This window comes from Halobacillus dabanensis (assembly GCF_900114165.1).
GTDB classification, from domain to species: domain Bacteria; phylum Bacillota; class Bacilli; order Bacillales; family Halobacillaceae; genus Halobacillus; species Halobacillus dabanensis.
Genome location: NZ_FOSB01000002.1, coordinates 553,008 through 573,901, shown reverse-complemented (window position 1 = coordinate 573,901; position 20,894 = coordinate 553,008). Strand labels below are relative to the sequence as shown.

Below are 20,894 nucleotides of genomic sequence, written 5' to 3'. Positions count from 1 at the left end.
TTATCCATGAATATTTTTATTGATGGAGAAAATGTACAAACAGAAAAATCATTCGATGTTTATAATCCAATCAACCAGGAATGGCTGGCTTCTGTACCGGATGCAGGAAAGAAAGAAGCCAAGCGTGCGGTTGAAGCGGCTCATCAGGCTTACAACCAATGGAAACATACCACGGCAAATGAAAGATCCGCCTTTCTGAATAGATGGTTTCAATTAATTGAAGACCATACGGATGAGTTGGCAGAGACCATGACGAAGGAACAAGGCAAACCGCTTAAAGAAGCGAGAGGGGAAATTGCTTATGCTAACAGCTACATTTCCTGGTTTGCGGAAGAAGCGAAGCGGGTTTATGGTCAAACCATTCCGGCATCGAAACCAGACAAACGAATTCTCGTCCAGAAACAGCCTGTTGGCGTCGTAGCGGCCATTACCCCATGGAATTTCCCTGCAGCGATGATCACAAGAAAAGTGGCCCCGGCCATTGCCGCGGGATGCACAGTGCTGATCAAGCCAGCCGAGCAAACGCCATTAACAGCGATACGGTTAGTTGAATTAGCCAATGAAGCAGGCGCCCCTCCAGGGTTGATCAATATTTTGACAGGGGATGCGGAAACAATCAGTGATGTCTGGTTGTCCGATTCAAGAGTCAGGAAGCTTTCTTTTACAGGATCGACCGAAGTCGGGAAGCTGCTGATGAAAAAGTCTGCAGACACGATGAAGCGGATCTCCTTAGAACTGGGTGGGCAGGCTCCCTTTATCGTCCTTCCAGATGCCGATCTTGATAAAGCCGTCGCAGGAGCTGTGGCTTCTAAGTTCAGAAATGCTGGACAGACGTGTATTTGTTCCAACCGATTCTTTGTCCACGAATCAATCGTTGAACCTTTTACCGAGAAACTGAAATCAGAAGTCCAAGCCTTAAAAGTGGGAAATGGTCTGGATTCCGAAACAGATATCGGTCCATTAATCGATCAAGGAGCCTATGAAAAAGTCATTCGTCATATCGACGATGCAGTTGAGAATGGGGCGGAACTGGTTACTGGAGGCGCAGGAGATGCTTCCGATGAAAGTTTCTTCATTCAACCAACCATCTTGAAAAATGTAACAGATTCCATGCTTTGCATGACGGAAGAAACGTTCGGTCCTGTCGTTCCGATCACTTCTTTTACGGATGAAGCATCGGCCATCGAACGAGCCAATGATACGCCGTTCGGATTAGCCGCCTACCTGTTTACGGAAAACATAAGTAAAGCGCTCACATTATCTGAAGCTCTTGATTATGGCATTGTCGGCATGAATGATGGAGCCCCATCGGCAGCACAGGCCCCATTTGGAGGCTTTAAAGAAAGCGGGATGGGCAGAGAAGGCGGCCCACAAGGGATTGAGGAATACCTTGAAACGAAATACATTTCATTAGGGCTATAAATTTTACAACTAGAAAAGGAGTTTTTCAGATGTATAAACCAATAGATTCTTCCCTATCTCCACGTTTTTGTGGATTGAGTACATTTATGAGACTGCAGGCGGTCAAAACGGAAGAGGATGTGGACTTTGCCGTTTTAGGCGTTCCTTTTGACACGGCAGTATCCAACCGGACCGGACAGAGAGGAGGTCCTCAGCATATTCGTAAATCTTCCGTACTGCTTCGTCCTTACAATCCGGATCAGGACATCAACATTTTTGATTTTGCATCTGGTGTGGACTATGGCGATATTGATGTCATCCCAGGGAATATTCATCGCACGTACGACAACATCGTGGAGGGCTTGGAACCACTTCTCGACAAATCCGTCACCCCAATTATTTTAGGTGGGGATCATTCCATCTCCTTAGGAAATCTCCGCGCCTTCCATAAGAAATATGGCAAAATGGCTTTTGTTCATTTTGATTCTCACGGAGACACGTGGGACAACTATTATGGAGAGAAATATATGCACGGCACACCATTTCGAAGGGCTGTAGAAGAAGGACTTCTGGATATGGACCGTTCGATTCAAATCGGTTTACGAGGCCCGCTTTATGGACCGGAGGACATTAAAGATGCGGAAGACTTAGGGTTTGAAGTATGGTCGATGAATGACGTCCGTAGAGTGGGCGTAGAAAAAGTACTCGAGCGGGTGCATGAAAAAATCGGCCCTGATCATCCTGTGTTTGTAAGTTTCGATATAGATTTCGTCGATCCTGCCTATGCGCCAGGAACAGGGACACCAGAAGTGGCAGGCCCGACAAGTTATGAAGCGTTACAATGTGTACGAGGACTACATGGTCTCAACCTGGTAGGATTCGATTTAGTAGAGGTTCTACCTACACATGATGCAGGAGAAATCACTGCAGGCCTTGCTTCTGCTGTCGGTTACGAAATGATCAGTCTTGTCGCGATGAAAAAGAGAGCGGAACAAAAGGCTCTGACCAGATAACTAATTTTTTGGTAAGGGGGAATTTCTTTGCATTCGCAAGAAAAAGTAGACGAATTTAAAGAAGAAACGTATTCGACGTCTTTTTCAAAAAAGGATTATATGATGTTTATCATACCATCGTTGATTGGTGCTTTGCTTTTCTTAGCACCAATCTACTACGATGGGAAAGTCACGATTGGTGTCGGCATCATGGCCGAATTCTTTCAAACCTTTTTTGAAGGATATCTTTATATCTTTATGACGATTATTTTGGCACTGTCTGCCCTCGGGGCGATTTATACGAAAGTTGCTAAACCTGGCTGGGTGATAAAATCTGAGTTTCTCCAGTCCTTATTCAATCTTCACCCTATTTGGTTAATCATCCGGATTATGGGGGCAGTATTTGCGATCTGCACGATTTTTCAATGGGGACCTGGTTGGCTGTATGCCGACATTACAGGCGGAACCGTCCTTTATTCTTTGATACCTGTTCTTACCACATGGTTCTTATTTGCAGGCTTAATGATGCCACTTATTTTAGAATTCGGATTGATGGAGTTTATCGGTTCCATTTTCCGCAAGATTATGTATCCACTTTTCAAACTTCCCGGACGATCCTCCATTGATGCCTTTGCTTCATGGATGGGAAGCGGAACGGTAGGTGTCCTCATAACTACAAGACAATATGAAGAAGGGTTCTACACTAAGCGGGAAGCCTCTGTGATTGCTACAACCTTTTCGGTCGCTTCCATAGCCTTCAGTTTAGTTGTCATCACGTTTATTGGACTCGAACATCTCTTTATTCCGTTCTATGCCACCATCGTAGTCGCAGGTTTTGCCGCCGCTGTCATTTGTCCGCGCATTCCACCTTTATCAAATAAGAAAGACGAATATTATGAACCTGTTGGAAAACAAATCAGTGAAGCCGTTCCAGAGCATACATCGAACTTCCAATGGGGACTTGAAAAAGCACTCGAAAAAGCTCAAAAAATACAAGGATTCAAACAAGTTGCCAAGAAAGGTATCCATAACGTTATCGATATCTGGTTTGGACTCCTGCCACTTGTGATGGCACTGGGAACCCTCGCTTTGATTTTAGCTGAATTCACATCGGTGTTTACATATCTTTCCTACCCTATTATTTGGCTTTTGAATCTTTTGCAAATCCCTTCCGCCGCTGAAACAGCCCCAGCGATCCTTGTCGGATTTGCGGATATGTTCCTGCCTGCTGTCGTGGGTAGTGGCATTGAGAGTGAGCTTTCTCGTTTCATTATTGCCGCTGTGTCCGTGACTCAGCTGATTTACATGTCTGAAGTAGGAATATTGTTGATCAAGTCGAAAATTCCTGTTGGTTTCGTCGATCTTGTCGTCATTTTCCTACAGCGTACATTAATTACTTTACCAATAATTGCTGCTATGGCTCACCTGTTCTTTTTCTAGGAAGCGCGGGGACGGTTCTAGCGCTTCCTATATATGTAAATGATAACTGAATGCTTATCATGGGAAGTATAGTATGATCAAAGGTCTATTCAAACAAATAATTCCCATTTATAGACACCAGACGCACACTTCCTTCGATTATAGAATCGAGGAAGTGTTTTTCTATGCACAAACCCTCCATCTTTCCATAAGAATAGGAGAATCCTAATGAACTATATCAAAGCCCTCAACGCTTTCTACGATCACCAGGAATTCAACCCTCTAACATCTGCTGCCATCAACCTTTGGTACAGCCTCATGCATGTGAATAACAAATCCCGTTGGAAAAAAGAGTTTACTGCTTCGATGACCGTCCTTTGTGTGAAATCCAATTTGAGCGAAAGCAACATCCGTAAAGCACGCAAGGAACTCGTGGAGAAAGGATATATCACGTTCACTTCGAGATCTGGCAACCAGGCTCCCATCTACCGGATACTCCCTTTATATGAAGAGGTGGACAACGAGAACGACAGTGTGGAGGAGAACAGTGGCGGCAAGTCGAACGGCAATGAGAACGGAAAGTGGAACACATTAATTAAACAAAACGAAACGAAAGAAAAAGAAGAAGTAGTAGTAAAGCAAGACGAGAATGCCCATCATTTTCATGAGCCAAACATCGAGACGTTGTTGCCGTTCATCACAGAAAAAAACAACCAGTGGTGTGAAGAGATGTCTGATGATCTCTTGATAGAATCACGGTCGAGAGCGACAAACCTTTCTACAGCTATTGGGAAGGCATTCTCAAACAGTGGGAGCAAGCGGGAGTCCGCGCCCTAAAAGCGGCAAAACAAGCCAAGAAGGAGTACAAGAAGACCAGCTTGGGAAGGGGACATTTCGTGAAATTCCTTGTTTATCAAGGGTACATACGGACTCGTCATGTAAAATGTTGACAACCAAAGCCAGAATCTATATAAAATTACAACGGTTCGGTGCTGAGGAAATGTACAAAAATCTATTATCTCCTCCTAATACATAAAAACTTCTGTATTTTGTAAGGGAGTAAGCAAGCATTCTTGGTTTGTCTCAGAATTTGCCTTATAAGGCTTGAGGAACTATCCCTGTGCTTTAATAAAACGTTTAACTTTCGAAATAATAAGAGCGAAGGGAGGGATAATCATGGCGCAGGGAAACAGAAAGCTTTCGAATAAAAACGCACAACAACACGATCGCAAAGAAGAGAAACAGCCGAGGACAAAACGGTAAGTGAAGTCCTCCTTTTAAGTTTTATGAAGAATGAGCATAAGAACCAGACAACTTGTGCTCATTCTTTCATCAATACCTGGGAAATTAATACCGTTTGTACCCTCAACCCATTTCCGCAGCTGCCCCCTTTATAGGGAACTATAGGATGTGAAAGGTAAATGACCCCATTGAATCCCGTATGGAGTGAATACTTTAGAGCTTAATGAGCCCATACTAGCAGATGAACCCAGCACTTTTATTTATTAACTAATATGCTAAACGGGATGTGGATAAGGGATGAAAAATGTTTTCTGCTATTATAGGAAGTCTATTAATTTTGGAAACTCATGGTCTCCAGTCCAACGCATTGTCTATCAGGACAAAGTATTGTTTCATTACTGTTCATCCAATAACTTAACTGTTCTCAAAAGGTTCAGTGACTTAGGGTATTTAGGTTCTCCTTTTCGACGTCCTGAATTGCTGCAAATTAAAAAAATAACAGAAAAACCTACCGAAAAAATCGATGTACTTCTGTTTTATAGTATTGCCGGTTTGAGGACAGATATGAAAGCAAATACTGGGCTGCTTTTAGATGTAGCTAAAACCATAAAAAAGGTGCATTTCTATAGAGAAGGGCTGGCGTTGGATTACAGGAGGTTGGAACTATACTTGATGGGTGCTGGGAACAGTGAATTATATATACCTGGACAAGCATTGACTCCTCTATCGGATAAGAAAGAAGAAGCCTGACCTTTCTTCCTCTAGCCAAAAGTAAGATCTATATCAAATCTTCGTGCCCCGGCTTCCGCTATATTAGTCACTGTGTCAGATCCACAGCCATATTATTTAAAAGTGTAGCACGAAGACAGAAACTAAAGAAAAACCATCCTACCTGAAATTATTATCTTATCGCGTGTCGCTGCTCTTCTCGGGAGATGAGAATGAGAACCCCTCTCCCTAAACAAAGACCAAGATAGGAGGAAATAAAGGAGAGGAAAAAATAGAAATAAAACACAACAAAAATCATGGGGAACAAAAAAGAGTAAAAGAACAAAAAACCCGTGTTAATCAAAAATACCCATCTTTTTCGGAGGCTGGGATAGTAAAGACGGATCAACAGTCCAATAGTACCGGACAGAAAGAAAAGCGCAATTATATGTAGTATGGGACCTATGGCAATCATGGTATGCCTCCTTTATAAGACAGATTAAGCGTATCATATGTTTAGATACTTGGAATCAAATTCTTTATTAAAATATCAATACTATTTTTGTTGGATTATTCAAAAAATATATTGAAAGCGTTTTTAAAAAATGGTAGTATTTCAATGAACACCGAAAGGATTCTGCATTTTGTAATGGCAGTTTGTCTTTGGACGGACAGGCTTTCCATACAAAAGATGTCAGAGATTCGGAGGCATATCAGAATGTATTCAGAGCACACATGTTATGTGGTGGGGGAATCCAAGGCACCCGGAAACAATGCCATCACGAAAAAGTATGAATCTTTTTTTGCAGGATTCGTCGTCGACACGACAAACCATGAAATTGTTGATGTCGAATGTACAGCAATGATGGACATTACCATCAATTTTGTACACAGCCTGTTTGCCGGAAAGAAAATGACGGAAGAGGAATCGATCGAGCAGGCGATTCGGAAGCGTTATTTCGGGTCCTCGCAAAAAGCACTGATTGTCGCTTTCAAGCAAGCACAGTTGAAATATTATGACATTATGAATATATAAGGCAGATTGCTTTATCTCACTTAATCGTGGATAAAACCCAGTCGACAAGAAGAGAATTCTTGCGGCTGGGTTTTTGTTTTTTATACATTTACATCATTCAAAGGGGGAAATGCATGATGATCGAAAGCGGATTTCTATACTTGGGAGTGATTATCGGCCTCGCTGGCCTTGTCGCTTTTCTGGAATCATCGAATAGTAAGTTCTTTAAGTTTGTTCCCGGTATCGTACTTATTTATTTTGGAGGCGCGATTCTGAAGACGACAGGTATCATCGGATCAACGGAAACGATTGACAGTACTTATGGAAATGTACGTAATGTGCTGCTGCCGATGCTCATATTTCTGATGCTTCTCAATTGTGACTTAAGGAAGCTGAAAAAACTCGGACCGAAAATGCTTATCGGCTATTTTGCAGCTGCATTCAGTATCATAGCCGGTTTCGTAATCACTTATCTTTTATTTCAAAGTTTCTATGCACCGAACACTTGGGAAGCTTTCGGTGCTCTGGCAGGAAGCTGGACGGGCGGTTCTGCCAATATGGTCATCATCCAGGGGATTTTGGAAGTGCCGGAAAATATCTTCGGTTATGCGTTGATTATGGATACGATCAACTACTCGACATGGGTGATGATCATGTTCTGGCTCGTGCCGTTCGCTGCCGTTTTCAACAAATGGGCGAAATCCAACACGGAGCATCTGGATGAAGTGACAGCTGAGCTAGTTGAAGAAGATAAAGAAAAAGAGGGGAAAACGATTTCCTTTGTACACATGCTGGGACTGCTGTCATTAGCTATTTTCGTCTCTGCCGTTGCTGCAGAAATCGGCGGTCTGTTGCCGTCCTTTGGTACGGTGGTGAATGCGACGACATGGACGATTCTGATCGTCTCGGTTCTGGGTGTACTGCTCGCTATGACAAAGCTTGCCAAAGTTCCGGGATCGATGGATATGGCGAACGTATTTCTTTATATCGTCATTGCCCTGATCGCTTCAAGAGCGGACTTTTCCCAGTTGGGACAGGCGCCGGTCTACATCATTTCCGGATTCGTCATCCTCGCTGTCCATGCCATCATCATGATGATCGTGGCGAAGCTGTTCAAGTTGGATCTTTTCACCCTTGGTGTTTCCAGTCTTGCCAATATCGGGGGAATGGCATCTGCCCCGCTCCTCGCTGGAGCTTACCACAGGTCGCTGATTCCGATCGGGGTACTGATGGCTCTTGGAGGATCGTTCCTCGGTACGTACGGTGGTCTGCTGGTTGCTCAAATCTTGTCTAATCTGTAAGGGGTGAAAAAATGAATATTACCGATATTATATGTGAGAAAAGGACAGTCCTCCTCAAAAGACCTTTCAAAACAGCTGTCCGCACGGTGGAAACCATCGATGTAATGGATGTCCGTGTGATAACAGAGGATGGCACGGAAGGGTATGGATCCGCGACAGCGACTCTTCAGGTTACCGGAGATTCCCTCGAAGGGATGAAAGCGGCTGTGGAAGGTCCGATAAAAGAGGCGCTTCTTTATGAAGACATGAATAAACGGAACGAGCTTCTTTTGAAATTGGAAAATTGCTGCATCCATAATTCCAATGCCAAAGCTGCTGTGGATATAGCGCTCCATGATGCTTTTGGAAAACAGTACAACCTCCCTGTCTATCGATTGCTCGGCGGGGAGAAAGACGTATTAGAAACAGATATGACTGTCAGCATCAATGCTCCTGCCATGATGCAGGAGGAAGCTGTCGCAAGGGTGGCAGAAGGGTTCAATGTACTTAAATTGAAAGTCGGGCATGAGGAAGAAGAGGATTTCCAGCGTGTGCTGAAAGTGAAAGAAGCGGTAGGAAACGAAGTCGGCTTAAGACTGGATGCCAATCAGGGATGGAACGGGAAACAGGCCGTGCATTTCATTAAACGATTGGAAAAGGCGGGTATTAATGTGGAATTCATCGAACAGCCCGTGTCTGCCCATGATCTGAAAGCATTGAAGTATGTCCGCGACAATGTTCATCTGCCGATCATGGCGGATGAGAGTGCCTTTTCTCCGAGAGAAGTCCTTCGCCTTGTGGAGATGGACTGCGTCGATTATGTGAACATCAAACTGATGAAAGCCGGAGGATTGAGAAGGGCAGGGCAAATTGCTGATATTTGTGAGAGTGCAGGTATCCCCTGCATGATCGGAAGTATGATGGAATCGACCGTTTCTGGTACTGCGGCTGCCCACCTGGCTATGGCTCACCCGAATATTAAGCTATATGATCTTGATGCACCGTTATGGATGAAAGATGAAGGATTGAAAGGGGGGATGAGTTACGAAGGAAGGGAAGTGGCGGTAGGTGATTCACCAGGTCTCGGTTTCTATTAATCTATGATGGAGGGTGTATGGATAATGAAAAAGTATTGGCTGATAGCGGCAATTTTGCTGTTGAGTATCGCTTTCGGATCTTCCGTACAGGCGGAGGATAAAGAGATGTATGTAGATGTTTCTGTTGCTACGTTGTGGAGTGAACCTGATCAAGCGAGGGATCTGGATGCTCCATCCTTAAGTAATCCCGTAGACATGTGGGAATGGACCGAAAGCATGACGTATGAGGAGAAGAAATGGCTTGTTGGTGAATTGCAGACTCAGGCTCTGTACGGACAGAAAGTGACGATTTTGGAAGAGCAAGGGGACTGGGTGAAAGTCGCTGTCGATGGGCAGCCGACACCGAAAAACGAACTTGGCTACCCGGCCTGGATGCCGAAAGATCAACTCGCTGATCAAAAACGTTACAGTGTACTGAAAGAGAAAAAATCTTTCGCTCTAGTCACAGCACCAACCGCTAACATCTATGATGACAGGATAAAGAGTCAGGAATTCAAGGAAATCAGTTTCAATACCCGCCTTCCTGTAGTAGCTCAGACGGGAAGCATGGTGCTCGTTGCTACACCGAGTGATGGAATGAAATGGGTAAGCAGTGATCACGTATCCATTTATAAAAACGAGGAAGACATACCAAATCCAGATGGAGAAGACGTGATAGAAACAGGAAAACAGTTTTTGGGTCTGCCCTATTTATGGGCGGGAGCTTCCGGCTTCGGTTTTGACTGTTCCGGATTCACCCATACCATCTACAAAGCGCACGGCATAACTATACCAAGGGATTCCTCCGTACAAGCAGAGCATGGAACTGCTGTATCCAAAGATAATTTGCAAAAAGGAGATCTGTTGTTCTTCGCCTATGAGGAAGGCGAAGGGTCTGTCCATCATGTAGGTATGTATATCGGTGATGGGCAAATGATCCACGCTCCTAATTCGGAAAGCACCGTGGAAATCATCGACGTCTTCGAATCCGATTATTATTCCAGTGAATTTGCTGGTGCAAGACGTTACATTGATTGATAGCTGATAAGTAACAGAGCGTCCAAAGGAAACATGCCGGGCGCTCTGTTTGTTTTGTAGTTACGTTATGATGATGTAGAGATTATCGCTTACGTTCTCTTGCCTGATCCCATCGCCGTCAAATTAAGAGAAATGATTAAGGAAAAATACTATTTGGGATTTTTATAACGGCAGACGGTGCTATTTTGTCCAATTATCATCAACATCAGAGGAAGTTCTCTACAGGAAATTAAAAAAGGTAAAAAAAGAAAAGACATAATTAAAATGCCTTCTCTAATAGGGATGTACTCTATTTTGCATTTTCATCCGGTTGATGAACACCGAATATATTTCCTTCCGTATCCTTATAATATCCCTGCCACGCCATGCCTGGCAGAGCATATTTCGGTAATGCTACCACGCCGCCGTTATCAAGGATTTTTGCTTCAATGGCATCATAATCTTCTACTCCCATTGTACATGCATAACCATTTAAAGGTTGATCTGCTTCTGGAGGAGGACTTTGACGTTGCATTAAAGCACCGTTAATACCCGGCTCATCCTCACCCCCAGTCACTGCCCCGAAATAAGGCATGCCAGCAAATTCGCTATAATCTTCAAATGTCCACCCAAATACTTCCCCATAAAACTTTTTAGCTCGCTCCATGTCATCTACATGTATTTCGAAGTGTACTAACCTACCCATGATAACCTCCTCATTTTTCAAAATTAAAGGAAAAATAAATCTCTAGAATGTAATTTCTGCAAATCTGTAGGCAACTCCTTCTTTACTATAGAATTTAGAAGAGGATTGATATTTACGTCGTCATGAAGAAGTATTCTCACTTCCAACAGATTCACTTGCTTCGCCGTACAACTATGCAACAGTAGACTCCCTATAATACTCAATGAGCTCTTTGATTAGTGGGATTAATAACTGAGACTACTCTCCAATAAAGGAAGCAGTCTTTTTTGCTTGGCAGTTTTGATATGGAAGAGGGGAGTGGAAATTTATCATCTAATCAATGCTCTGGATAGACAAATAACTCCTTTTAAACGGAATAGCCTCAGAGGAAAAAAGTAGAAATACAGAATATCTGTTACACAATTGTAAAATCATGTCGAAATATAATATGCTACGATACTAGAGGAGTACAATCTATCAATCTATACATAATCAGGAGGTACACTCTGTTGGGAAAGAAATTTTTTAGTGTCGTTTTAACGAGTCTTATGGCAATGGTCCTATTTGTACCGCATAGTGAGGCAGCATCCGCTTCAGGCGATGAAGTAATCAAACTTGCAAAAAAGCATCTTGGAACTCCTTACCAGTGGAGTGGAGAAACCCCTGCTGGATTTGATTGTTCAGGATTTACATATTATATAATGAAGAAATTTGGAGTCAATCTATCAAGAGGATCCTATGATCAATATAAACAAGGGACCTATGTAGCCAAATCAAATCTTCAAAAAGGGGACTTGGTTTTCTTCTCGGGTACACACAAACAAGGCGTTTCCCATGTAGGGTTCTATATCGGAGACGGGAATATGATTTCCGCTACGAGAAGTAGAGGGATTGCCATTGATCCGGTCTTCTCTGGTTATTGGGGAGATAAATATACGGGTGCCAAAAGGTTTTTAACTAATAGTTTTTTCAATGATGTATCAAGTAATTACTGGGCTTATGATGAAATTAAACAGTTAAATAAAGAAGGAATCATCAATGGTTATTCGGATGGAAATTTTGGTCCTGCAGATAATGTCACAAGAGCACAAGTTGCTAAGATGGTAGGCGAGTCATTGAACCTTCAGCCTTCTTCTACCAACCAATTCAAGGATGTTTCCTCCTCTCACTGGGCATATGGTTACATCAATGCGGCAGTGAAAGCTGGTTTGGTCACTGGTTATGAGAACGGTACATTCAAACCAGATGAAGCGATTACGAGAGCTGAAATAGCAGCGATCATTAATAGAGCGTTCGAATTCAGCAATGATAGCAGTTCCTATAGTTTTAATGACATGAGATCTTCGCATTGGGCCTATGATGATGTGTATGTTTTAGCTTCCAATTCTATCACTTCCGGATATGTAGACAATACATTCCGTCCTAACGAAGAAGCAACGAGAGCTGAATTCAGTGCTTTCTTGTATCGTGCTTTAAATTAAACCGTTTCCTGTCTACCTGTAACCCAAATGGTAGATGATTAAACCTCTTATTTGAACAAAATTCAAATCATCCTAAAAAACCTCCACTTCCTGGATAATAAGAAGTGGAGGTTTTTTCGTACAATATAGTAACTTTGGCTAAGTATATGTGCCTGACTCCCGCTGTGTGTTGTTAAAGGGAGGGTGGTGTAGGATCAAGTATTGACGGTGGGAACTGCACCTTTTAATTTGAATTTCTCTTCCCATGGAAAGCAGGAATTTCCCATACTTATGTAGTAAATAAATAATAGGGACAGTCTCTAATTTTGTTTGTTTTCCCCGTTATTCTAGTTATTTTAAAAATAAGTTGGGGAAAATCATGTGTAAGAGATTATAGGAAACAAGGAGGCATACACAATGGCAGAAGTATCTTCGATGAAGCAAGCAGTTGAGGTGTTACGGGCGAAGGGGCTTTCCAATAGGGACATCATCAGCAACGTAGATAACAGCCATTTTCCGTTTGAGGATGAAGAAGTCGTCATGACCTTTATTGATCTACAAATTGAATGTTCCTCTGATGAAGACTTTGACAAGCTAGTCGCTTACTTATATGATTTTTAGTTTTTTCGTGCCTGACCCCCGTTCTATTAGCAGACTATAGGATGGCGGAATACCAATGGTTAGGCCCACTTCTTATAACATTTTTAATAAATGAGGAAAGCGCAACTCATGGACGAGTTGCGCTTCTTTTGCTTATTTTGTTTCTGTTGAAATATATTGTTTTACGACTTTATAGACATATTCCTGGTTGGCTGCTGCTGTGTCAGGGTTGTATTCTCCACCATTCGTTTTGTTATTGGATAATATCCGAACGCCTAGGTAAGGGACGTCATAAGCTTTAGCGATTTGCGCGCCGGAAGCTGTTTCCATTTCCTCTACAGACGTTCCGTAGTTTTCGTGGAACCACTGGATGCGATCGACTTCGTTGTTCCATACGTCGGCAGACCCGATTGTTCCCTCTACGACTTTACCTTCTTCATGTGTTTTCTTGACTGCTTTTGCTGCAGCAAGTAAATCTTTATCTCCTTCAAAGTAGCGGATGTTTTCCGCGTCCGGGTCTTCTCCGGCACTTCCTTCTGATGCCATCAGGTCCATCGGAATCCATTCGGTTGGAGCGATGCCTTCTCCTTCATCTCTATTTCCAGTTTTCAATGAACCGATGTTGACCATTCTTTCTCCCAGGACGATATCAAACACATGTAAATCCGGATCGTGACCGCCGGAAGTCCCCTGGTTTATGATGGCTTTAGGGTCGAATTTTTCTATAGCGATCGCCGTAGCGGCAGCTGTATTTTCCATTCCTTTGCCCGTTTTCATAACTATGACGGGGTAATCATTGACCTCGCCTTTATAAAATAAAAAGTTTCCGGATGTTTCTTCCTCTACATTTTCAAGCTTTGCTGCGAAGTTTTCCGCTTCAATCGGCATTGGCCCCTGGATGATGATCGGCTGCTGGTCGTTTTCTTCCGCAGATGCCGATGTTTCGTTCTCTGTGGAACTTTGACATCCGACAAGGAAAGAGAAGAATAAAGTAATGATAAGTGCAAATGTGATGCTGCGAATGTTTTTCATGTGTAACGCTCCCTTGATGTAGTTTGCAATTACTATCAATACGTCGTTTTTCGAGTAATAAAAAAGCCTAAAAAGTAGATGTTCTACCTTTTAGACTACAAAAAGTCGAAGCTCGGTTCAGCGGCAAGGCTAAAAATAGCTGCACGTGTGCACAACTGTATGGCTTCAACTCGTAGTCTAGTTCTTTTATTGGGAACCAGGTAGAGACGCTCAGACCTTATTACTGAGAATATACGAGTACGATATGTAATTGGGTACGGTGCTACTATAGCAAACACTAGATTCCTACACAAGGGTTAATGTGAACATTTTTATATTATTCGTTTGTATTGTTCGTCTTTTGGTGTTTGACGCCCGTTGTGTCAGCGTGCTAAAGGATGGTGTGGACGAACACCACTTAGCTTATGAATAGAAAAGCGAACCACCTAAAGAGTAGGATGGTTCGCTTTTTATGGATTGATTACTTATACGGCTGCCTTCTGAAGAGAGACAGTTAAGTATTAATTGCTTGGAGGAAGTTCATCCCCATGCGGATTGACTTCAGGTGGTGTGGGGTGATCCTTTTGTGCAACTTCGCTATTTCCTATTCCGTTTTGACTGTTATGAACAGCATCTGCAGCAACGACGGAAGCGGTACTGCCTAGTAATACGAAAATGAAACCGGTCATGATCATGAATTTTTTCATCAAATTCCCCCTCATAGAATGAAGATGTGATTAATAATCAACAACATGGTTACAGTCCAGCGCTAATTTATAGTAGGCTGCAGCTTTCTTATATCCCCCCTTTGATTCATAGTATTCTCCCAAAAATCTCGAATACCTTTCCATTTCTTGGATTTTTCGATATTTTTTTAATGAGGGTAGAAACTCTTTTTTTACATATTCCTCCCATTTCTTCTCATCGACCTTGAAGAAATTATAGAAGAACCAGAATTCTTTCGTAAGCGTGTGGTCCTCCGGCAATTGTTCTGCCATTTCGACATGTTCGTTTATCTCGTTGTGGCATTCTTCTCTTTTATCCTCCAGTAAGTAGACGAATAGCAGTAACACGAATGATTGGAAGTAACTTAGACTAGTTTTTTCCTTATATTTCATGGCTTTTTTTAAGTAGGTGATGGAAAGAGACATTTCTCTCTTTCGTAAATGCATCGTCGCCATATTGTGATAGATAATACCGAGATTTTCTTCATCACCGATTTCTGCCGTTAGGACTTTGGCTTTTTCAAAGTTAGACAGGGCGGAATGGACGTCACCGATATTGCTGAAGCAAATTCCGATATGGATGTGAATCTTTAAGCACTGCCGCGGTTTATAGTTGTTTTGAAAGATCGTGAGGGCCGTATGGGCATAGGAATAACTTAAGGTTGCTTTTTGGTGCACATAAAGGGACAAGGCATAAAGGTAATAGATATCAGCCTTTTCCAGTTCACTCAGATGGATAGATGAATACTCTGCCAAACCCTTTTCGAATTCACTTACGGCTTTCTCTTGTTGGTTGGTGACCCAGTAGTAGTTTCCGAGATGTTTATAGTAAAAGAAACGGTTTCTGGAGGATAATGTCTCGTAGAAGTCGTTTATGAACCTGAGTGAATGATCCAAATCTTCATATGTATTCAAAATGATGGCTGCCCGGATTTTCTTTATATGATATTCCGCCTGAAGCTGCGTATTTGTAATGGGGTGAATCAACGGTTGCAGTTCGTTGTAAATGCGTTCACACTCCTCTTTTCTATTATCCAAGAGCGGCTCTTCCCATTGATGGAGGAGTTTTTTTATTTTTCCCTCGTCTGATCTAATCTCCTCATAATCGACGCCGACTCTTTGAAGCAATAGGATAAGGGTCTCTTTATCCACGGTTGTTTTGTTGTTCTCGATTCTTGATAAATAAGACGGGGAAACAATGGATTCGGCTACTTCTTCCTGACTCATCCCTTTTTTCACTCGATAATATTTCACTATTTTTCCCATTTCCATATTAGATCACTTCCTTGATTCATATTGCGCAAAGTTTGAAAAATGAAAGCACAAATCGTCAAATAAATTCAGTGACATGCGAAATACAGCTTTGAGCAATACAATGATACCATTGATTTAGAAATAAATGTTGAAAAATTAGGACAATTTGAGAGGGGGGATTCATGGGGCGGATAACTTTTGGTGTTGGTAGTACTTAGGGCCTGGGAAGATTACTGAAGGAGGAGAATAATAATGAAAAAACAATTGATTGCTGGCACTTTGGCTTTAGGGTTATTTACTGGAGGGACGACAGCCACTTCCGCTTTGGCGAGTACCGATGATATCGATTCACAATCTACGGTAGAAGTAGAAAATGTGTCCGCTGACGGTGCAACTCCTGAAGCGATTCCAGCTGTCGTTGGAGCGTATGCACTTAAAGGAGCAGCTGTAGCGGGTGGTGCTTTTGTCGCGGGTGTAACAGCTAAAGCAGGGGCGGACGCCTACGACTGGGCTAAAGACCAATTAGGTGGCAGCTCTGTCCAGACGTCACAGGAAGATTATGAAGATGTGAAGGTCGTATTTGACCAATAACATCCATACTTAGATTACCACTAACACCGTAATTCCCTGCCCTCTGTTTCAGGGGGCAGGTGAGTTGCAATTATAAGAGGTGACCTTATGATAAAAAAAGTTCTGATTATCTTATCTCTTTTTCTATTTGCCGGGCATTTGTTGTTTACTGTTCTTTATCTTACTCCTTTCAACCCTGTCAAAGCGAAATATAGTTTTGCCATCAATGGCTATATGGAGCCGGTATTTTCCCAAAACTGGCGGCTGTTTGCTCCAAACCCAGCTTCCACGAATAATAAATTTCTCGTCCGTGCTGAGCTCGCGGATGGAGAAAAGACAGACTGGCTCGATTTAACGACATTCATGATCGAGAAAAACCAGGATAACCGATTCACCCCGTACAATCGCTTAGTTCGAATTCAACGGGGAGCGTTCACTTCCCTGTATCAGACGGATGAAGTGACATTGAAAATTTCCCAAACGATCGAGGAAAAGAATTTAGATCGTGAAGATTATGAACACATGCTTGAAAATGAGCGCACGAAGAAACAAGATGAATATGCTTTAGAAGCATTGAACCGCTATGCACAGTCGTATGTGCGGAGTGTCTATCCCAATAAGGATATCGAAAAAACACAAATCATCATGCAGGAAACAAAAGCTAAGCCTTTTTCGGAAAAAGATAATGAGGATTATGAAAGGGAAGTCAACCTCCACGAGTTTGAGTGGGTGGATTATGTTGCAGTTTCCCCTGTCTTTGATTGAATCACTTCAAGGAGGGAAGGTCGATGAAACAGTTTTTTGATAAACTGACAAACAAAAAACATATGTTGATCGGAACTAGCATTCTCAGGATTTCGTTCGGATTGTTGATTTTGTATATGTATTTGATTCACTATGCTCAAAGAAGATTCCTTTGGGGACCGAATGGCATGCAGAGCCATGATAGCTTGAGAGACCAGATGACATTGACGAGCAACTTTTCGTTGTATCAGCTCTCGGACTCTATGGTGTATTTTGAAGTCATTTTCCATTTAGGGATCTTGTTTGCCCTTTTGTTTACCGTAGGCTTCATGAACCGGACGGTGGCCGTGCTTAATTTCCTCTTCTTATGGTCCCTGCAGCACGCCAATGTACTGATACTAGACGGCGGCGATAACATTATGCGGATTATTCTGTTGTATTTGATTTTTGCCAATACAGCCAGCCATTTCTCGATCGATCGTACGCGTAAAATCGGAAAGGCCTCCACACCTAAACCATTATCGAATGCGCTACATAACCTTGCCGTTCTAGCTTCTATCCTGCAACTATGCTTGATGTACTTATCATCAGGCTTACACAAAGTGATGGGGGAGATGTGGACGAATGGAACAGCACTCTATTATATCTTACAAGTCGGAGAATACACCCATCCTTTTTTCCAGACGATTATCTCCTCATCGGAAATTATATTGATGATCGGTGCTTATAGTGCGATATTCATTCAATTGTCTTTTCCGTTTTTACTTTTGAATCGGTACACCAAATATTTGGCCATGTTTAATATCGTCGCTTTACACATAGGGATAGCCGTCGTCATGGGTCTTTTCACATTTTCCGCTGCCATGATCACGATGCAGCTTCTCATGCTGACTGATCGAGAATACCAAAAAGTCTTTGCATATGTTAGTAAATCAGCAGCCAAATTCAGGGATAAATTCCAAAACACGAAGGTGAAAAATTATGAGACGAAACAAGTCCAATAATCGACCGAAAGTCATTATCTTTTACGATTCGTTTTGTCCGGTTTGTTCGAAAAGTATGGGAATCATTAAAAAGCTTGATACAAGACATAAGTTCCAGTATGAAACGATCAGAGACAATTCTGTGCTGGAGAGGTATCATATTAATAAAGAAGCAGCAGAAAAAAGGATGCACACCATCCGATTGAAAGACAGGAAAACCGAAACAGGCATCTTCAGCATTCAAAGAATCTTGAAGCAGCTCCCGCTCTTTTGGGTTTTCGTCCCTTTCCTACAGCTATCCATTTGGGCAGGAGCTGGTTCCAGGCTCTATGACTGGTTAGCTGAGCGAAGGACGATTCTCCCTGTTGGAGGTTGTGAGGGAGGATCCTGTCCGATCCCGAAGCAGAAAAGTAGGTGAAGTAGTGAAGAAGGTAAATTACTCTTTTCAATATAAGAACCAAACGTCAGACAATGTGAAAGTATGGCTGGCAAACCCGCCAAAAACAGAGACACAGACCCTTTTATCTGAAGAGAAGCGCTCCCCTGTGCAGGAATACGACGACGCGATCGGCAACCGGATCAGTTACTATGAACTGGCTCCAGGGGAACAGGTCCACGCTTCCTATAGAGTCGGGCTGCAGGAGAAAACAAATGGATCCTCTCCTTTGACTGATGAAGAAATAGAAAACTACACACGCTCAACAGTCATGATCCCTGTGAACGAGGAGATAGAAGAGATGGCTGCAAATGTAACAGAAAAGGCCTCTGGCAATAAAGAAAAAGCGTGGTTATTGTTCCAGTACATGATCAGAAATTATACATACAAGTTCCCTGTCAAAGCTCGCGGGGTCGATCATTTCTTGAAGGAGAAAAAAGGCGATTGCGGCGAGTACTCATTCCTGTATGCTTCCCTTTGTCGCTCATTAGGAATTCCCTGCCGCGTCATGGTCGGAGCTTTTGCGATGGGGAAACACCAGGCCCATGTTTGGAATGAGATTTACCTGGAAGAGGAAGGGTGGATTCCTGTCGACACGAGTATGGCATACACAGTACGGCGACAGTTATGGCGTTTCTTTTTTTCCTCGATTCGTACCCTAAGATGGCGCAAATACTTCGGGCAGACGGAAAATCAGCGCATCGTCTTTTCCATCGGTACCGAACATACCCCTTCTCCTGCTTATCCAGAGGGGGAAGAAGAATCGAAGTCCCCATACGAGACGTTCCCGCTTGCTGGTCAATCGTTTGCCTGGGGGAAAAGTTCGCTCCATGGGAAAATCCCTTATTTCCAGCCGATGTACTTCTATTATCAAGCAGACAAACCACACAAGCTGAAGCGAACAGAAGAAGCGCTTGGTTCCTGGGAAGTAAAAGAGGCAGGCGAACGGAAGAGACTGCTTGATGTGAGGAAGATCTCTGGATACTTGGCCTTGTTCCTGGCGATTGCCTTTTTATTTACCTCCTGGGAAATCACCAGTATTCTTTTCCCATTTCCGGCCTTCGTCTACTGTCTAAGCTTTTGGATGAGGAAGGAGCGGCCGCTCTTCTTCTCTATAGCAACGGCTTTTTTTGCCGTCATCAGCCTTTTAGTTACCTTAGGCTTTCTCTCGGAATTTTTTGGTGCCTGACTCCCGCTGTATTAGCGAACTAAAGAATAGCGTAATATCAATGGTTTTCTGTTGGTATTACGCTTTTTGTATATTTCAATGTAGATTTCAAAAAACTTTTAATACTCGATACCTAAATCATCTTAGTTACAATGCATGAATTTATTGCCTTCATTCATACTACATGTAGAGGTGGTTAGCAATGAAATTCATGTTTTTATCTTTTCTTTTACTATTTATAACACCACAGGAAAATGTGCCCGATTCTTTTGAGCTTAGGCATGAGGGGCAGAACATTGAGCGAATAGATAAAGAGGATTTTATTATCCCCTATCTTGATGAAAATATGGTAGATGAGCAAAAATTTGAAGCTTTCCTTGATGAATTAGACGACAAAGTGGCGAAAGAACCGGTAAATGCAATCATTGATGAGGGTGGGAGTATTGTACAAGGGAAACCTGGCGCAAAGGTAGACCGTACGAAATTGAAGGCGCAATTTTACCAATACTTCTATACAAATCGCGTTAAGAGCTCCAACGTTCCTATGTCCCCGGTCTATCCACAAGTAGATGCGGAGTTATTGGAAGAAATAAGAACACAGCAAATCGGCAATTATCTGACTTATTATAAAAAGAGTAACAAGGGAAGGACTACTAACATTTCTCTAGCGACTGAATCGATCAATAATCATGTCGTTTTCCCGGGAGAAGTCTTTTCTTTTAATAAAGTCGTTGGGAAACGGACAAAAGAAAAAGGGTATGTCCGTGCCCCGGTTATTGTTAGAGGGGAATTGGAGGATGGTATTGGGGGAGGTATTTGCCAAGTGTCTTCCACTTTATTCAATGCTGCGGATAATGCTGGGCTTAAAATTGTGGAACGCTATTCCCATAGCCGGAAAGTCCCTTATGTTCCGCCGGGAAGGGATGCCACGGTCAGTTGGTATGGTCCGGATTTCACGTTCAAAAATGAATTTAACACGCCTGTTTTGATCCAGGCTAAATCAGTCAATGGGATGGTCATCGTCCAAATTTATTCATCGGATGACCTTGTGAAAAAAGCAGATTGATTTTTGGTGCCTGCCCCCTCCGCATTAGTGAAAGAAAGGGTT

At 42.6% G+C, this 20,894-nt stretch carries 22 protein-coding genes and 1 riboswitch; of the genes, 18 read left to right on the top strand and 4 right to left on the bottom strand.

All coding sequences use genetic code 11. The features are described 5' to 3' along the window. The first annotated feature begins 6 nt into the window (after positions 1-6). The 10 genes from BMZ58_RS05845 to BMZ58_RS05800 all read left to right on the top strand — a co-directional run bounded on the left by BMZ58_RS05845 (position 7) and on the right by BMZ58_RS05800 (position 10,171). Positions 7-1,422 carry an NAD-dependent succinate-semialdehyde dehydrogenase gene (locus tag BMZ58_RS05845; protein ID WP_075035604.1) on the top strand — a complete coding sequence of 472 codons (1,416 nt, stop codon included), beginning with the start codon at positions 7-9 and terminating at the stop codon, positions 1,420-1,422. Positions 1,423-1,451: 29 nt separating this feature from the next. Beyond that, positions 1,452-2,414, top strand: a complete 963-nt coding sequence (gene speB / locus BMZ58_RS05840; protein WP_075035603.1) for an agmatinase — start codon at positions 1,452-1,454, stop codon at positions 2,412-2,414. Positions 2,415-2,435: 21 nt separating this feature from the next. Further along, positions 2,436-3,833, top strand: coding sequence for a YjiH family protein (locus BMZ58_RS05835; protein ID WP_075035602.1), 1,398 nt, complete (start codon positions 2,436-2,438; stop codon positions 3,831-3,833). Between the two features lie 207 nt (positions 3,834-4,040). Further along, positions 4,041-4,649, top strand: coding sequence for a helix-turn-helix domain-containing protein (locus BMZ58_RS05830; protein ID WP_075035601.1), 609 nt, complete (start codon positions 4,041-4,043; stop codon positions 4,647-4,649). Continuing rightward, entirely contained in the window at positions 4,565-4,762 is a 198-nt protein-coding gene (locus BMZ58_RS21740; RefSeq protein ID WP_139207297.1) for a DnaD domain-containing protein, read from the top strand. Before BMZ58_RS05830 ends, BMZ58_RS21740 begins: the two co-directional genes overlap by 85 nt. A gap of 589 nt (positions 4,763-5,351) precedes the next feature. Continuing rightward, entirely contained in the window at positions 5,352-5,804 is a 453-nt protein-coding gene (locus BMZ58_RS05825; protein WP_075035600.1) for a hypothetical protein, read from the top strand. Between the two features lie 676 nt (positions 5,805-6,480). Further along, complete coding sequence (locus BMZ58_RS05815; protein ID WP_075035598.1) at positions 6,481-6,798, top strand: DUF3870 domain-containing protein; 318 nt, start codon at positions 6,481-6,483, stop codon at positions 6,796-6,798. A gap of 116 nt (positions 6,799-6,914) precedes the next feature. Then, entirely contained in the window at positions 6,915-8,078 is a 1,164-nt protein-coding gene (locus tag BMZ58_RS05810) for a DUF819 family protein (protein WP_075035649.1), read from the top strand. A gap of 11 nt (positions 8,079-8,089) precedes the next feature. After that, positions 8,090-9,154, top strand: coding sequence for a dipeptide epimerase (locus BMZ58_RS05805; protein WP_075035597.1), 1,065 nt, complete (start codon positions 8,090-8,092; stop codon positions 9,152-9,154). Positions 9,155-9,178: 24 nt separating this feature from the next. Continuing rightward, positions 9,179-10,171: a C40 family peptidase gene (locus BMZ58_RS05800; RefSeq protein WP_075035596.1), complete on the top strand. Its 993-nt coding sequence runs from the start codon at positions 9,179-9,181 to the stop codon at positions 10,169-10,171. A gap of 289 nt (positions 10,172-10,460) precedes the next feature. On the opposite strand, the gene BMZ58_RS05795 is transcribed toward BMZ58_RS05800, so the two are convergent. Further along, positions 10,461-10,856, bottom strand: coding sequence for a VOC family protein (locus BMZ58_RS05795; protein WP_075035595.1), 396 nt, complete (start codon positions 10,854-10,856; stop codon positions 10,461-10,463). 488 nt (positions 10,857-11,344) lie between these two features. Here BMZ58_RS05795 and BMZ58_RS05790 point away from each other — a divergent pair, with 488 nt between their 5' ends. Further along, the gene (locus tag BMZ58_RS05790) at positions 11,345-12,316 is read left to right on the top strand and encodes a C40 family peptidase (protein WP_244151498.1); all 972 of its coding nucleotides are present in this window, start codon (positions 11,345-11,347) and stop codon (positions 12,314-12,316) included. Positions 12,317-12,712: 396 nt separating this feature from the next. After that, on the top strand, positions 12,713-12,916 hold the full coding sequence (locus BMZ58_RS05785) for a hypothetical protein (RefSeq protein ID WP_075035594.1): 204 nt from the start codon (positions 12,713-12,715) through the stop codon (positions 12,914-12,916). Between the two features lie 132 nt (positions 12,917-13,048). On the opposite strand, the gene BMZ58_RS05780 is transcribed toward BMZ58_RS05785, so the two are convergent. The 3 genes from BMZ58_RS05780 to BMZ58_RS05770 all read right to left on the bottom strand — a co-directional run bounded on the left by BMZ58_RS05780 (position 13,049) and on the right by BMZ58_RS05770 (position 15,903). Continuing rightward, positions 13,049-13,927: a 5'-methylthioadenosine/S-adenosylhomocysteine nucleosidase gene (locus BMZ58_RS05780; RefSeq protein WP_075035593.1), complete on the bottom strand. Its 879-nt coding sequence runs from the start codon at positions 13,925-13,927 to the stop codon at positions 13,049-13,051. Between the two features lie 153 nt (positions 13,928-14,080). Beyond that, positions 14,081-14,184, bottom strand: a riboswitch (purine riboswitch). A gap of 243 nt (positions 14,185-14,427) precedes the next feature. Beyond that, positions 14,428-14,613, bottom strand: coding sequence for a hypothetical protein (locus tag BMZ58_RS05775; protein WP_075035592.1), 186 nt, complete (start codon positions 14,611-14,613; stop codon positions 14,428-14,430). A gap of 30 nt (positions 14,614-14,643) precedes the next feature. Beyond that, the gene (locus BMZ58_RS05770) at positions 14,644-15,903 is read right to left on the bottom strand and encodes a helix-turn-helix domain-containing protein (RefSeq protein WP_075035591.1); all 1,260 of its coding nucleotides are present in this window, start codon (positions 15,901-15,903) and stop codon (positions 14,644-14,646) included. Positions 15,904-16,137: 234 nt separating this feature from the next. Here BMZ58_RS05770 and BMZ58_RS05765 point away from each other — a divergent pair, with 234 nt between their 5' ends. The 6 genes from BMZ58_RS05765 (at position 16,138) to BMZ58_RS05740 (ending at position 20,852) form a co-directional block, all read left to right on the top strand. Beyond that, positions 16,138-16,476: a hypothetical protein gene (locus BMZ58_RS05765; protein ID WP_075035590.1), complete on the top strand. Its 339-nt coding sequence runs from the start codon at positions 16,138-16,140 to the stop codon at positions 16,474-16,476. A gap of 87 nt (positions 16,477-16,563) precedes the next feature. Further along, on the top strand, positions 16,564-17,220 hold the full coding sequence (locus BMZ58_RS05760) for a DUF5819 family protein (RefSeq protein WP_075035589.1): 657 nt from the start codon (positions 16,564-16,566) through the stop codon (positions 17,218-17,220). 23 nt (positions 17,221-17,243) lie between these two features. After that, complete coding sequence (locus BMZ58_RS05755; RefSeq protein ID WP_075035588.1) at positions 17,244-18,203, top strand: HTTM domain-containing protein; 960 nt, start codon at positions 17,244-17,246, stop codon at positions 18,201-18,203. Then, the gene (locus tag BMZ58_RS05750) at positions 18,181-18,600 is read left to right on the top strand and encodes a thiol-disulfide oxidoreductase DCC family protein (protein WP_075035587.1); all 420 of its coding nucleotides are present in this window, start codon (positions 18,181-18,183) and stop codon (positions 18,598-18,600) included. The genes BMZ58_RS05755 and BMZ58_RS05750 overlap by 23 nt, the downstream gene beginning before the upstream one ends. Before the next feature lie 4 nt (positions 18,601-18,604). Continuing rightward, positions 18,605-19,807 carry a transglutaminase domain-containing protein gene (locus tag BMZ58_RS05745; RefSeq protein ID WP_075035586.1) on the top strand — a complete coding sequence of 401 codons (1,203 nt, stop codon included), beginning with the start codon at positions 18,605-18,607 and terminating at the stop codon, positions 19,805-19,807. Between the two features lie 181 nt (positions 19,808-19,988). Next, a complete protein-coding gene (locus BMZ58_RS05740) occupies positions 19,989-20,852 on the top strand; it encodes a VanW family protein (protein ID WP_075035585.1) in 864 nt (287 codons plus the stop codon). Positions 20,853-20,894: the final 42 nt, after the last annotated feature.

Bases quoted from the DNA above. Each gene is read 5' to 3' on its own strand.
- BMZ58_RS05845 (WP_075035604.1), top strand. From the start codon at position 7: ATGAATATTTTTATTGATGGAGAAAATGTACAAACAGAAAAATCATTC.
- speB (WP_075035603.1), top strand. From the start codon at position 1,452: ATGTATAAACCAATAGATTCTTCCCTATCTCCACGTTTTTGTGGATTG.
- BMZ58_RS05830 (WP_075035601.1), top strand. From the start codon at position 4,041: ATGAACTATATCAAAGCCCTCAACGCTTTCTACGATCACCAGGAATTC.
- BMZ58_RS05825 (WP_075035600.1), top strand. From the start codon at position 5,352: ATGAAAAATGTTTTCTGCTATTATAGGAAGTCTATTAATTTTGGAAAC.
- BMZ58_RS05815 (WP_075035598.1), top strand. From the start codon at position 6,481: ATGTATTCAGAGCACACATGTTATGTGGTGGGGGAATCCAAGGCACCC.
- BMZ58_RS05810 (WP_075035649.1), top strand. From the start codon at position 6,915: ATGATCGAAAGCGGATTTCTATACTTGGGAGTGATTATCGGCCTCGCT.
- BMZ58_RS05805 (WP_075035597.1), top strand. From the start codon at position 8,090: ATGAATATTACCGATATTATATGTGAGAAAAGGACAGTCCTCCTCAAA.
- BMZ58_RS05800 (WP_075035596.1), top strand. From the start codon at position 9,179: ATGAAAAAGTATTGGCTGATAGCGGCAATTTTGCTGTTGAGTATCGCT.
- BMZ58_RS05795 (WP_075035595.1), bottom strand. From the start codon at position 10,856: ATGGGTAGGTTAGTACACTTCGAAATACATGTAGATGACATGGAGCGA.
- BMZ58_RS05785 (WP_075035594.1), top strand. From the start codon at position 12,713: ATGGCAGAAGTATCTTCGATGAAGCAAGCAGTTGAGGTGTTACGGGCG.
- BMZ58_RS05780 (WP_075035593.1), bottom strand. From the start codon at position 13,927: ATGAAAAACATTCGCAGCATCACATTTGCACTTATCATTACTTTATTC.
- BMZ58_RS05775 (WP_075035592.1), bottom strand. From the start codon at position 14,613: ATGAAAAAATTCATGATCATGACCGGTTTCATTTTCGTATTACTAGGC.
- BMZ58_RS05770 (WP_075035591.1), bottom strand. From the start codon at position 15,903: ATGGAAATGGGAAAAATAGTGAAATATTATCGAGTGAAAAAAGGGATG.
- BMZ58_RS05765 (WP_075035590.1), top strand. From the start codon at position 16,138: ATGAAAAAACAATTGATTGCTGGCACTTTGGCTTTAGGGTTATTTACT.
- BMZ58_RS05760 (WP_075035589.1), top strand. From the start codon at position 16,564: ATGATAAAAAAAGTTCTGATTATCTTATCTCTTTTTCTATTTGCCGGG.
- BMZ58_RS05755 (WP_075035588.1), top strand. From the start codon at position 17,244: ATGAAACAGTTTTTTGATAAACTGACAAACAAAAAACATATGTTGATC.
- BMZ58_RS05750 (WP_075035587.1), top strand. From the start codon at position 18,181: ATGAGACGAAACAAGTCCAATAATCGACCGAAAGTCATTATCTTTTAC.
- BMZ58_RS05740 (WP_075035585.1), top strand. From the start codon at position 19,989: ATGAAATTCATGTTTTTATCTTTTCTTTTACTATTTATAACACCACAG.